The organism is Paenibacillus sp. FSL R10-2788 (assembly GCF_038003885.1).
Classification (GTDB): domain Bacteria; phylum Bacillota; class Bacilli; order Paenibacillales; family Paenibacillaceae; genus Paenibacillus_AQ; species Paenibacillus_AQ odorifer.
Window position 1 is genome coordinate 6780798 of sequence record NZ_JBBOQA010000001.1, and the last position, 13639, is coordinate 6794436.

The following is a 13639-nucleotide window of genomic DNA, read 5'->3' on the forward strand; positions in this document are numbered from 1 at the left end:
CAGCAACAACTATTACAAAATAGCTTGCAGTCGCACAATCGCTTGGGCCCGATCAACCACTTCTAATTTGCTGTAAAGATTGCTAATATAATTACGCGCCGTACCTTCCGCAATATGTAATGTATCGGCGATTTCACGATTGTTCAGTCCCCGGATAATGAGCTGTGCCAGCTCCTCTTCCCGTTCTGTCAGACTGATGCGATCCAGACCCGATCTCTGCCAATGTTCATAGTCCTCTGTTAACCTGTTCATCCTCGACGCCAGTTTGGCTGCTACCGGAGCTGGCAGAATAAATTGCCCGGATAACGTATCATGAATCGAAGCGATCATTTTATCTGCATCCATGTCCTTCAGCATATAGCCGCTTGCTCCGTAGGCCATTCCCTCTACAATATAATCAGTCTCTATAAAAGTAGTCAGAATCAGAATGAAGATGTTCGGCCGAACCTGCTTTATTCGCTTCAAGGCGCTAAGGCCATCCATAACTGGCATTTGAATATCGAGCAGCACCAGATCAGGCTGGAGTGCTTCAACCATCTCGCAAGCTTCTTCTCCATTCTTGGCAGCACCGACCACTTCCATATCATCTTCCAGATCCAAAATGGTGCGAAGTCCTTCCCGCGTCAACAATTGATCATCGGCAATTACAATTTTTATTTTGCTCAATTTCTATCCACAACCCTTCGCATGGGCAGATCAATCTCCAGTAAACAGCCTTCATCCATTTCTGAATCGATGGATAAGCTGCCTCCCAGTTGCTCAACCCGTTCCTTCATCGTCCTAAGTCCAAATCCCATCACGATTGGACTCATCCCTAGCCCACAATCCTTGAGTCTAAACTGCAAGTTCGCTCCAACAGACTCCAGACTAAAATGGAACTCGGCACTCTTTCCATGTCTGATCCCATTAGTTAAGCCCTCCTGCAAAGCATGATAGATTGCCTTTTTATAGGCTGTTGACATGGCTTCCGGCAGATCATAAATAACTGCATGAACAACAACGCCTGCATTGCGTTCTGTATCTTTAATCAACTGCCTCAGCATCACGGTTAGGTCAGAATACCTGTCCTCTTTCAGCATATGGACAGAGCCGCGGATTTCATTCAAGCTATGCCGCACAAGATCCTGGGCTTCTGCCAGACGCTGAAAGCCGCTGTCTATCTCCTTCTTCTGAAGCAGCCGCTTGCCAGCTTCAATCTGCAGAATCGTCGATGTAAGGGTATGCCCGACAATATCATGAATCTCTTGGGCAATACGATTGCGTTCCTCAAAAACAGTAGCTTCGGCCAAAGCCGCAGATGTTTCCCGCATCGAACGCTCCAGGCTGCGAGTTCTTTCTACCACTTGATCCTCCAGATTTTTTTTGAGATATTGGATTCCCGAATATAGCTTGGCATTAGCGATTGAGATTGCGCATTGTGAACCAAGCAGCTTGAGCACATCGAGTCTGCTTGGAGTAAATACACCCGGCGATAGATTATTCTCCAAATAGAGCAGGCAAACCAATTTATTCTGATTCATGATGGGGAGACATAGAACGGATTTCAGTCTATTATTCCTAACGTAAGTATTACGTGTAAATATCCCTTCACTGAGCGCATCATGTAATACAACCTGTTCTTGTGTTCTTGCCGCGTAAGCTATAATCGCTGCCGGGACCAACCCCGATTCTTCCCCAAGTGGAACAGATTCGATATGCTGGGCTTCTGAGGTCCCATAAGCTTCCACCATCCATTTGCCGTCATGATCAAAAATAACAGCCCCATATTCTGCCCCAGCATTGTGGAGCATGATTCGCATCAGCGTGGCCAATAATCGGCTCATCTCCATCTCGCCCGATAATGCTTGGGCAGACATTACCACAGAAAGGGAATCCACACGATCGAGCCCGGGCTCTCGTTTAATATGCAGCAAATGGCGATGCTGCTGCTCCAGGTCAGCCGCTTTAGCCTTTGCGCCCCATTGCAGATAAGCCTCATAGGCCTCAGTCATATAGATTCTTGCCAGATGCATTTTGCCATGACGAAGCCCATATTTGCCATAACATTCCGCCGCCATCGCTAAATCGTGAATATGACCGTGGACCCGGGCGGTCTCAATGGATTGCTCATACAACGCTTCAGCTTGGCGGGGATCTCGCGATAGACGAGTTAACTCAGCCTTCATCAACAGATATTTATGCTGATAATTCCCCGGACAACGCCTGGCAAGATTTTTCATTTTCTTCAAGCATTTACGCATTTTTGCCCGATATGTACGTTGCTCTTCAGCGTTATATTCCTCATACAACTGAGCCCAGACTAAACATTCATACATGATCTGCATGGGACTGTCTAAGCCATCTTCGCGTGATTTTATAATGGCCGCTGATTTGGCTAATGCCTCACTGGCTTCTCGGTATTCTCCAAATACATAGCCCGTCAAATACTGATAGATCCAGACCATTTCTTGTATAAAATCAAAGGTGTCCCCATGAACCGACTGTGCAAAATCAGGCTCGCTAATCTCCGCGATAGGAAAGGGATCATCTATAGAGCGATAACCTGTCAGTCGAACAAGAATGGCCGCCGCTACAATAGCCTGCTTACAATGAAGACTGTTGTTATGGCGCAGCAAATCTCCGGAATGAGTAATTAATCGCTCATAGATATCGCCGAGAGGATGACCAAATTGCAAAAGGGAGGCACAGTTGATCAGCACATTCTGGTTGCCCTTCCATAAGTCACCTGATTCCAGTCCCACTTTACCAGCCTTCTCGGTAAATGTATGGAGCATAGCAGGATCATAATGCCGCCAGCTATCGTAGCACATGGCGAACGCGGCTAAGGTTGTCATATGCTGTTTCGGATAGGGTTCGGATAAGCTGAACGCCAGCATGGCCCATTTAAATGTCTCTTCATCATTACGGAAGTAATAGTATTGAAACATTGCATAACCTATGAATCCAATGGAAGCCTCCGGAGTCATCCCATAATCAAGCGTTAATTCAATCATGGTGAAGGAAGAAGCAAGCCACCCTTCTCGATTGACGTAGAAACAAGCATTGCTCGAATGATCTAAAGTAGACATTGCGATTCTACGTGCTTCATCAGTCATTGGAGGTAAAAGAGTAAGCGATTCGAGTGAGACCTTCTTGAGTCTACGCCGCAATCGTAACCATTGAAGCGTCAATTGAACATAACCAGGATCAAATTGATGCTTCACTTTCAGTAACGATAAGGTATGCTGGCCTAAGGAGATCACCTCTTCGTGGTTATCATTACTTGCTTCCAACTGCACCTTCATTGCGTAGACGTAAGCCTTATCCATATTTGTCGTAGCTTTATCAATTAACAGATGGAATAATTCATTAGCCGTATCAAAATGGGAACATAAATATTCGAGCTCCGCCCTCTCACGAAATACCCGGAAGGTTAGCCCATATTGCGCCTCCCAGCTCTGCTCCGCTAATAATGACGTTGCCTGAAGCATATATTGCAAGGCTGTCTCATGTGCGGTTGTTTGCTTCGCTTTTACCCCTGCCTGTAAGTTCAGCTCTACCAGTTGAAGCCTCTGTTCAGGGCGGTCTAACCATGTAAGTGCCTGATTCAAATGCTGGACAGCTTCAAATAGGGTCGTTCCTTCACTTAGCGGGCTGCGGCCTAGCAATAACAGACCAATCTTCCAATGCAGCTCGGAACGCTCCTCTTCGGAAATAAAGGCATATGCTGCCTGATGAATGCGGTTATGCTGAAACTTATAATGCGGATATTCCTCCCCGTTAACGGGCTGCAACAAGCGCCCATGTACAGCAACCGCCAACGCTTCGCTCAATGCCTCTATCGGGGTCTCCGTAATATCAGCAAGTGTACGTAAATCAAATAGGCTGCCTATGAATGCGGCTCTGCTAAGTGCATATACCGTCTGTTCAGGAAATTGTTTCAATTTACTTGAAAGGTATGAAGCTACGTTATCGGGAACATTTAATTCAGTAATACGCTGGAGATCCCATTTCCAGCTTCGAATATTCTCATCAAATTCCACTCGCTGATCATCTATCAAATCTTGAAGGAATTGCTTAATAAATAACGGGTTTCCATCTGTCTTATGAAGCAGCACACGCGCCAGCTCGTCCAAGTCAGCTGCCTCGTAACGCATAACATCAAGTAGCAGTTGTTTTAAATCGGTGAGTTCAAGCGCTTGTAAAGAAATTCTGCTCATCGCTACGTTGCGGTCAATCAGATGCTTTTCCAGCCTACTGAGTGGGTGCAGCCTTGTAATCTCCCGATTGCGATAGGAAAGCACGATTAGCAGATGAGTCGTTGCCGTATCCTCTATAAGCGAAGTGAGATATTGCAGCGACGTATCATCAGCCCATTGCAAATTATCCAATACCAAGATCAATGGATGATCCTCATGAGGAAAGAGTTGAATAAATCGGCTCATGATTAATTGAAAGCGATGCTGAGCTTCCAGCGGTGGCAGTGAAGGCACGGAGGGTTGTGGGCCAATCAAGAGTTCAAGCTTAGGAACAAAATCGATCAGCAACTGACCGTAGTTGTCCACTGCTTGTAGAATACGCAGCTTCCAAACCTCCACTTGCAGCTTTGTTTCCATCAGCAGCTGACTAACCAACTCTTCTATGACTTGATGCCAGATGCCATAAGGGAGTGAGGTATGTCGGGATTCGAATTTGCCTCTGGCGAAGAAACCATCCAAAGAGACTGTATTTCTAAGGGTCTCCTTTAGAAAGGTTGTTTTGCCGATACCACTCTCCCCGCTAATCCAGACCGTCTCTACGGCACCTTGTGATGCTCGTTGCAGCGCTTCCCTTAAGCTTTGTTGCTCAAGATGTCTTCCATAGAAGCGTCCTGATACCATCCATCGCTCTGGGATATCCCAGCTTCCTAGTGGAAAAGGCTCAATATGCCCGGATTCTTCTAGACGGGATAGACATTCCTCAAGATCCGATTTAATGCCTAATGCGCTGGCGTATCTCGCTTCAGGCATCTTCTCCATGCATTTACCAACAATATCAGAGACCGATAGAGGGATAGTGGGGAACTTGCGGTGCAGAGGCTCAGGTGTATCTGCAAGATGACGATATACAATATCAACAACATCATGCAGCTCAAAGGGGCGGCTGCCTGAGAGACATTCATACAGGATGATCCCAAGCGAATAAAAGTCAGAACGGTAATCCGGTTTGACTCCGGTTCGTCCCGTTTGTTCTGGAGCTATATAAGGAAGCAGAACATCGGGCCGACCGCTTAACGGTGACAAAGGACTCGTGATGTTTTCGGTAGAGCACATTCTTATATCAATAAATTTCACTTCAAAAGTAATGGGATTGACGATTAGATGAGCGGGGGTTAGTTCATTTAGTGTTATTTTTTCACGATGAATTTGCATAAGACAATCAGCAATAGCTGTAGCGATCCGAAGCAGCGCTGGAAGACCCAGTGAATTAACAGGCATACGCAGGATCTGCCCAAGAGTACTCCCCTCTATATCTTTTAAGAGAAGGACTGGTCGGTCCGCCATAATTTCCAAACTGTACGCCTCTATTGCACCACGTCCGCAAAGTCGCTTAAGCATGTCATACTCATGACGAAAAGCATCGACCATGGCAGCTCCCGGGTATTCTCCTATTGTTGTCTTAGCGATAACCCTTAGGCCGTCCTCTTGACGTAGGAGTCTGTATAATCTGATATCCGCGGTATTATCTATCAGATCTAAGGTTTGGTATCCTGGCAATTCAAACATCAACAGCACTCCCTAATTACAATTAGACAGAATACTCAATCTTGCAAAGTAGTTAAAGCCATTATAACATCTGATCTTGCCGTTCTACTCGTAAGACATTTCATATTTCGTTAATCCTATCGCGTTGGCGCACAGTGCCGCCTGTGTCCGGTCAGTAACCTGCAGCTTCGCTAAAATCTGACTGACATGCTTCTTCACCGTAAATTCACTGATAAAAAGACGTGTGGCAATCACTCTATTGCAAGCACCTTGTCCAAGCTGAATCAGGACTTCCTTCTCTTTTGGTGTCAATTCATCTGTTGGACTGCTGGCGCTCATTCGCATCTTTTCTTCCATTAGGCCAGGATCGTAATATTTTCTCCCTTTGTACACCAACTGGATAGCAAAGAGTAATTCCTCCGGCAGTGCCTCTTTCAGTACATATCCGTCTACCAGTACTTCTTCAGCCCTCAAAAAATCCTCTCTGCTCGCAGAGGAAGTCAACAGTATGAATTTACTAACCATGCCGCGGGTACGTGCTATCTTAATGACATCCAGTCCTGATTTATCAGCAAGCTTAAGATCAATGAGGACAATGTCTGGCTTTGTCTCTTCAATCACATCAAGTGCTTCCGGGCCAGTCGTAGCTTCACCTGCAAATTGCATATCCGATTGCATTGCAATGACAGATGCCAGCCCTCTTCTAACTAAAGGATGATCATCTACAATGATGATTTTCACAGAAACACCTCTCTCTAAACCGCATACATTATTTACTTCTTTGTATAAAAAGCTTCAATTAGAGTATTCATTTAAATTTGACGCATTTCTGATTAAGTATAGTTAAAAGACTACACCGCTTATAGTGAGCGTTGTCATTTCTTTTGTCATATGACAAAATGGATATTTTTACATAAAAACCCCTCATTTAAAAACTGGCGAACCATGGTTATAGAGACCACAATCCGCCTGCTTTCTTGGGAATTTAATTATTATCAATAAAAGAAATGATTTGCACGAGATTACCTGCGACTTGGTAAGTTAACCCCAGCATGTAAGTTCCTTTCTCCTCGTTCGATAGGTCAATAGTGAACACATCCGGATTAGCAGCCCATTCCTTCATATCAAACACAATTTCTTTAGATGTTCTAGTGTTTCTTACCCCAGCGGAATTAGGGATCACTTTGCTGCCATCGAGCCCTTTCACCAGATTAGCTACTTCAACCACAGGTCCCTTAAATTCTCCTACCTCTACCACTTGTGGGTCGGCCAATAAGCTCGTTAGTTTAGTTAACCCTTGTAATGGGGAGAAATCTGTAATTTCATTTCCAGTAATATCAAGTGTCTCTAGGCTCTTTGCGTACTGCAAACCTTCCAAGGATCTGACTCTTCTGGTTTCGCTGGTTAACGTTGTAAGGCTATACATATCCCCTAGCGTTAGTTCTCCAGTTACGCCCAATGTAGTCTTGATCGAAGCACTTAAATACGGGTCCGCCACAGTAATCACTTGCGTAAGATCTATTTGGACCAAACCTTCGGTTGCTTGTTGCAACGCTGCTACAGCTTCGTCTACTTCACTTTGCGTAACAGAAGAGTTAACCAACACTGTCTCTGCTATCGAGAGGCTGGACGTAAATGCCGCGATGCTCTCAGGTGTGAAGCCTTCTAGAGAAATTGCTTTAGCCGCTGCAATCGCCTGTTCAAGATCTCTAGTGAATAAGTGATCTCCATTCGCGAAATGTAGTTTGGCTCCACCCCATGTAGCATGGTCAGATCCGTTGCCATTTCCCCCGTCTGTGACGACTAATTTCAGTTCTTTTGCTTCATTAATATCCAATTCGATGAATTTCTGCGGATCTCTCGAACCCATGACCCCACTATCGAATTTCTTCTCTCCATCGACAAACACCTCAAAGCTCACCGAACCAACAGAACCGTACATTTGTCTATCTACACCTACATAGGAAGTGAAATAGTCCACGTTTTTGTCGCTTAGATCGTATACAATCGTCGAGTTAGAGTGCGCTCCAATTCCTCTTTCATAGGACACTACCTGATTGTTCTCATCTGTTAATCTCAGCGTATTGACACTAATAGATTTATCCTTCAAAGGTGCAGTATAGCTGTTCTGAGTAGAATTCCAGTCGTAATCCGTCAGGTACGTAAAGTCCGTCATGTCTACTACGGCTATCGTTCTAATCTTCGTGGTCGTATTTCCATCACTATCTGTTACTGTGTAAGTGATTGGATACTTTCCAGCCCGGTTGAAATTAACCTGCTCTAGGCCTGTGACCTTCACTTGAGCCGTCAAGTCACCGTCTTCCGAATCCATTGCCGAATAGCTTTCATTGATATCAATTGCTTGGCCCACTTTGGTTGAGACAGATTTAGGTATGGTAAACTCTGGTGTGTTGTTCAAGATCATAAACTTAGCATCAGCAAAATCACCATGATCTGAAGCATTTCCGTTACCTGCATTATCTAACACCAGTTTCAATTCACTTACACCCTTAACAGGTATCCGCGCAAGCTTGGCTTCTGTAACAAATTTCATCAGTCCGCTGTTATAAACCTCTGCCCCATCGGCAAAGATTTTGAAAATTACACTGGAGTTGCTCTGCTCAGGGATATTTCTATCAACCCCTACATACGTTTCAAAATATTCATAGTTTGCACCCGCCAGATTATACACGATTTCAGAGCTGGCATGGGTTCCTAAGCCCTTAGCGAACTCTTTGACCTCACCATTTACCAGCAGCTTAATCGGATTGTTAGAGCTAGCCTTATCTTTTCGAACCACATTATAATCCGTTTTTGCTGATTGCCAATCTATATCACTCAGGTATTTACTAGCGCTGTATACAACAATCTTTCTGGCCTGCACAGCGGAGTTCCCATCTGAGTCTGTGACTGAAAACTCGACGTTGTAAGTCCCTGTTTTGCTTGATGTGAACCCATTTGGGTTTACATCAACGGCTCCAATTAAGTTACCATCTTCCGTATCAAAAGCCGTAACATCGCTCAACACATCAAATTCGCTGTTCAGCTTAACGAAGGTTGTCTCTTCCGGCACTGTAATGATAGGTTTGCTTGAATTATTCGAGAACTTCGCATCGGCCCATACCGTATGGTCTGAAGCATTGCCATCCTTAGCATCTGTTGTAACCAGCTTCACCTCTCTTGCGCCAGTCACAGGGATTTTCACAAATTGATGTTCTGTTCCTGCCCGGAAAACATCACTCTCAAATTTCTGTTCTCCATCCACATACACTGCAAAAGTAGCCGAGGAAGGTTTCCCTTTCATGGCTTGATCAATCCCAATGTAGCTTTCAAAGAAGTCGTAACCCTTACCTTCAATATCGTAAACTACCTCAGAGTTGGCATGAACACCAATCCCTTTCGCGTACGTCGCAGCCAACCCTTGGCGAACAAGGGTTATGATTCCCCCGGAAACGGCTTTATCTTTCTTTAATTCACCCCAGCCTACAACGACTGACTTGGCATTGAGATCGGAAATATAGGCGTAGTCGCTCGTTACCGTAACCTGTGTGGTTTTCGTTTCCGTAACCCCTTCGCTTTTCACTTCATATACAATTTCGTAGTTGCCTTTTTGCGTTACATCAACGTTATTGGCTTTCAGAGAGACATCTGCAGTAATATCGTTTCCTAGATAGTTAGCCGCTTTTACATAGCTCATCGGATCAAAGGTTTGATTAAGCTTTAAAGTGAGCTGATCTTCAACAGACAAGGCTGGCTTAAAGGCTTTAACCTGTACGGGCTTCAGTGGGTTCAGCTTTTTATCATAACCGACGATCTTGTACGTATAGTTGATACTCGCATCTACATTCTGATCCACAAATTGCTCAGTTCCTGTAAAACCAACTAACACATCATTTCTATACACTTCATATCCTAAAAAGTCTTGCTTAAGCTCTTTATCTATACTGAAACTTAACGTGTTCGTTCTAGCCGTGGTGTTAGGTGTGATATTAACCTTAATGGCCAGATTTTTATCCGCTATTCCAGTTCCCTCATAATTAATCACCGAGTTATTTAAATACCATAACTTTTGCGGTGCCGGATACTTGGCTACTTTCGCTTTTGTCTCAGGATTCACAGTGAAGCCATGTCTGGCAAAATAGCTGCTTAAATCTAATCCCAGTACTTCGGAGGAGAACTCCACCAAATACTGCTGCTTAGAATTGTCACCGTTGGTAAGGATGACCTTCCGCTCCCGATATAGCTTGGTCAGCTCTGTCCAGTATCCCGGATGTGCCAGCTCCAGCTGCCAATAGGCTCCGAGTTGTGCAAATAAGCCCTGCTGATTCATAACCACTTTGTTTTCTTCGAGGACATATTTATAGATATCTGATTCATACGGTATACGATTATCTATCGAATTCGCCGCGACAGACATAAACATAGACACCATATTATTAGTTACTTCGCCATATTCCCGTTCACCCATAGCCAAGCGATGCCCGATTTCGTGATTCAGTCCCCAGCCCGGATAAGCTTTGTTAAAATCACCTAACATGGTTCCTACTGTTCCAAGTTGGATCCCTGTATGATCTCCCGCTGCATACATCGCACCATAAGGCTGCATCAAGCGAATATTCTCACGAATTAGCTTGGCATCATGAATCTCGCTACTGCCATCCAGGCCATAGAAGGCAAAAATACTCTTCATCCAGGTGTCATACCCAGTTACGGTGTCCAGCGGGTTATTTCCTTGCGTAATATATTTGTTGTACGCCTCCGTCGCCGTTCCTGTGAAAATAACATGATCGCTGGCCAGTTCTACCACATCTATGAGTTTACGATCTTGAACATTTGGATGAGCCGCTTTATCTTCGTCTAGTCTTTGTTTGTATGTGATTAAGAAGGTTTTGAATTGTTCTGGATCCGTGGTCTTGGTCATAAAAGGAATCTTTTCTAAACCTTCGAAGCGGATCAATGGCGCTTTCCCTTGTTCCTCTGCTGTATAGGGATTTACGATATAAACGGTGCCGCCCTTAGTCACTTCATGTGCATAATAACTATTCATAGCAAATTCAGGAACGGTTATAATGTTCTTACCTGGACGCAATTGCACACCTCTAGCCCAAACATTCCAAGCGGCCTCTTGTTGAGAAAAGACTAAAGAAGGTAGCTTATCGTTAGAAGCTGCATCCACATAAACGTTGATCGTATCTCCAGGCATTGCAACGAGACCTGTAGGCTGGTTGTTCGTACCAAAACCAATTCTCAGGTTTTCCTGCGCATGCTTTTTCATATCTCCACGTTGTTCCGCCTCAATGATGGTGCCTTCGGTTTCAACTTCACCATTCACTAGCCTCTTAGCTAAATCCAAAGAATCTTTCAGGATTGGATAGAGCGGATGTACTTTTGCCGCTTCTTCTAATTCGTTGATTGCTTCGACGCTATTATAAGCAGGCACAACCGCACTCATCGTTCCATCTGTGAAAATACCATTTACAGCTTCGCTTACTTTATCTTCTGTATAAAATCTAAATTCAGCCGCAAAAGGTCTGTTGATATTAGCTTTTGTGAACTTAAATTTTAATCTTTTAAACTTCGTCGGTTCGAATTTAAATTCCAGAAAGTCATTGGTACTAATCGCGGTTCCGCTAGATACAAGTTGGAAGGTCTCTCCTTTACTCGTCTCTGATGCATAGATTTCAAAAGCCTCTGGGAATCCTTTGCGGTTATCTCTAGCCAAAAAAGCCACTCTGTCCAGCACTTCCGCTTGCGCTAGTTCAAACACGACTTCATTCGTGAAGCTTGCATCATTGTTTTTGTTCGTTTCCCAATGCGTAGTGGGCTGGTCATCCAGCATATATTCAGGCTTCGTACCTGGGTAGCTTCCACCGTTCACCGTTACTTTTGATACGTTTGCATTCGGCATTCTATAAGCTTGGCTATAGGCATTTTCATAGGCTGTTCCATACCCTTTTAGCTTCGAAACCTTGGCTGCCGTTGCCTCTACCTGATGGTTCTTCAAAAGGATCTTTGCATTCTCTATCTCTTCTTTAAACTGCGCATACAGTGGATGTGCCTGCACTTCATTCTCTAAAGCTGTTAATTTCTCTGTCGTATTAAAGGCAGCACTAACTTGGCTCAAGGTATCATCTGTAAATAATTTTTTCATTTTAGCAGAGACACTATCCTCTTTATAAAAAGAAAACTCAGCCGCACTCGCCCAATCTTGGTTCGCTTTTTTGAAGACAAATTTAAGTCTCTTAAAAGCCGTAGGTGCGAACTGAATCTCCACTACATCACCGGTTGAGCCTGTATATTCTCCAGAAGACACGAGCGTAAAATCACCCGCATCGGTAGTGGAGCCGTAGATATCAAATTCTTGAGCAAAACCTTTACCTTTCGCACCGGATTGCCTAGCCGCGTATACCATTCTATTTAATTCAGTGGACTCATTGAAAACAAACACAACCTCATTCGTAAACGTTGAACTATTCGGTTTGCCAGTCTCCCAATGCGTGCTCATATCCCCATCCATAGCCTTAGCTATAGGCGAGCCTGAGTAGTTGCCACCGTTATTTGTGATGGATTTAATATTTGCTGGATTCATTCTAAAAACCTCATTATAGGCATTTAGAGCATCCTTGCCGTACAGCTCAAACGGAATAACCGAGGCGTTGCTTAATAAGTTAACCTTACTTTGCGCCACTGTTTTTGTTACATTTACCTTGCTTGCCTCACTTGCTAAAGCATAACCTGCCTCACTCGAAAAACTGGCCAACATGGCCGCCGATGTAGCGATCGCAATCATTTTCTTCATCTCTTCTTACCCCCAGATGTCATATGAATCTCTCCAGTGCCCAAAAATGGGCACAAAAAAAACTACCCCAAAAGAGTAGCTTGATTGCGTATAAAGTCGCCTAAAAATTAAGACTTAATTTTTATTAAACCTTAACAAGCATAAACGCCTTCGGCGTCCTTATAAGGACGGTAAGCGTTTAAGCGAGAAATATAAGATATTAAGTATAGGTGTATAACTTATACTTTCTTATATTTTAACAAAAAGCGTTACACACTCTTTGGCAGCTGGCTGACAATAGTTATGATAACCTTAGTCCCTATAGCTTTGCGTCCCTACATTTCCATAGGTTTGCCTATGAAGTTTCGAATACATTCAAAGAGTAACATAAGCCTAGATCTGATCGCATGATTAATTGGTATGAAATGAGTATAGGTAATTGCAATTAGTTTTTCTCATGTGATAGATATTATTTATCGACTATCCCGGAAGAGAATGGGATCCTTTAGGACTGGAGGTCTAATTAACTCCCCGATCCGAACAAACGCCGGAACCAATTCCACACATCGCCCGTGATGGGAATTAATCCGAAACCATGTTCGCCAACTGCGATTACACCATATGCCCATTGTCCGATAGCTATGGCACCCCCAGCGATCCTGCCTATCGCTATCGCACCAAACGCCGTATCCCCTATGGCGATGGCCCCCAACGCTTTTTCCGCGATTGCGATCGCTCCTACAGCCACTCCTGCAATCGCAATCGCTCCCACTGCGAAGCCAAGCCAGCTAAGTGCTATTGCTCCAATCGCTAACCACATTCCCAGTGATATTGCTCCTAAGGAAAGTACGCCCACGCTTATCGCACCTATGGAAATCAATCCGACAGCTACATCTCCAATAGCGATTAAACCAACAGCTGTCTTTACACGGGGTTTACTTCCATGACCATACTTTTGACCTGAGTATCGCCCTAAATTACTACGAATACTGATGACCGGAAATGAGGGAGAAGGCCATTGATAATCAATTTCTCGTCCATCAAAGCCCCTAGAATCCGCCCAGCGCGTTACAAATTGATGCCATTTCATATCCATCCCGTCCCCCTTTTCAAATTACCTAAATTATACAACCCCGGG

Annotated in this window: 5 protein-coding genes and 1 riboswitch; all 5 genes read right to left on the reverse strand. The window is 44.3% G+C overall.

Features of this window, described 5'->3' with window-relative positions; translation table 11 throughout:
- Positions 1–12 precede the first annotated feature (12 nt).
- The 5 genes from NSQ50_RS30135 to NSQ50_RS30155 all read right to left on the reverse strand — a co-directional run bounded on the left by NSQ50_RS30135 (position 13) and on the right by NSQ50_RS30155 (position 13597).
- The gene (locus NSQ50_RS30135) at positions 13–666 is read right to left on the reverse strand and encodes a response regulator (RefSeq protein ID WP_076105100.1); all 654 of its coding nucleotides are present in this window, start codon (positions 664–666) and stop codon (positions 13–15) included.
- Positions 663–5744 carry an AAA family ATPase gene (locus NSQ50_RS30140; RefSeq protein WP_076222389.1) on the reverse strand — a complete coding sequence of 1694 codons (5082 nt, stop codon included), beginning with the start codon at positions 5742–5744 and terminating at the stop codon, positions 663–665. The genes NSQ50_RS30135 and NSQ50_RS30140 overlap by 4 nt, the downstream gene beginning before the upstream one ends.
- Positions 5745–5828: 84 nt before the next feature.
- Positions 5829–6464 (reverse strand): response regulator, encoded by a 636-nt coding sequence (locus NSQ50_RS30145; protein WP_076222390.1) that lies wholly within the window; start codon positions 6462–6464, stop codon positions 5829–5831.
- Positions 6465–6708: 244 nt separating this feature from the next.
- Positions 6709–12522, reverse strand: coding sequence for an NPCBM/NEW2 domain-containing protein (locus NSQ50_RS30150; RefSeq protein WP_076222391.1), 5814 nt, complete (start codon positions 12520–12522; stop codon positions 6709–6711).
- A 258-nt stretch (positions 12523–12780) separates the two neighbouring features.
- Positions 12781–12867: riboswitch (cyclic di-GMP riboswitch) on the reverse strand.
- A gap of 157 nt (positions 12868–13024) precedes the next feature.
- Positions 13025–13597, reverse strand: a complete 573-nt coding sequence (locus tag NSQ50_RS30155; RefSeq protein ID WP_244886409.1) for a hypothetical protein — start codon at positions 13595–13597, stop codon at positions 13025–13027.
- Positions 13598–13639: the final 42 nt, after the last annotated feature.

What these genes read in the sequence shown, in the direction of transcription:
- NSQ50_RS30155 (WP_244886409.1), bottom strand. Translation starts at nt 13,597, where the DNA reads ATGGATATGAAATGGCATCAATTTGTAACGCGCTGGGCGGATTCTAGG.
- NSQ50_RS30150 (WP_076222391.1), bottom strand. Translation starts at nt 12,522, where the DNA reads ATGAAGAAAATGATTGCGATCGCTACATCGGCGGCCATGTTGGCCAGT.
- NSQ50_RS30140 (WP_076222389.1), bottom strand. Translation starts at nt 5,744, where the DNA reads ATGTTTGAATTGCCAGGATACCAAACCTTAGATCTGATAGATAATACC.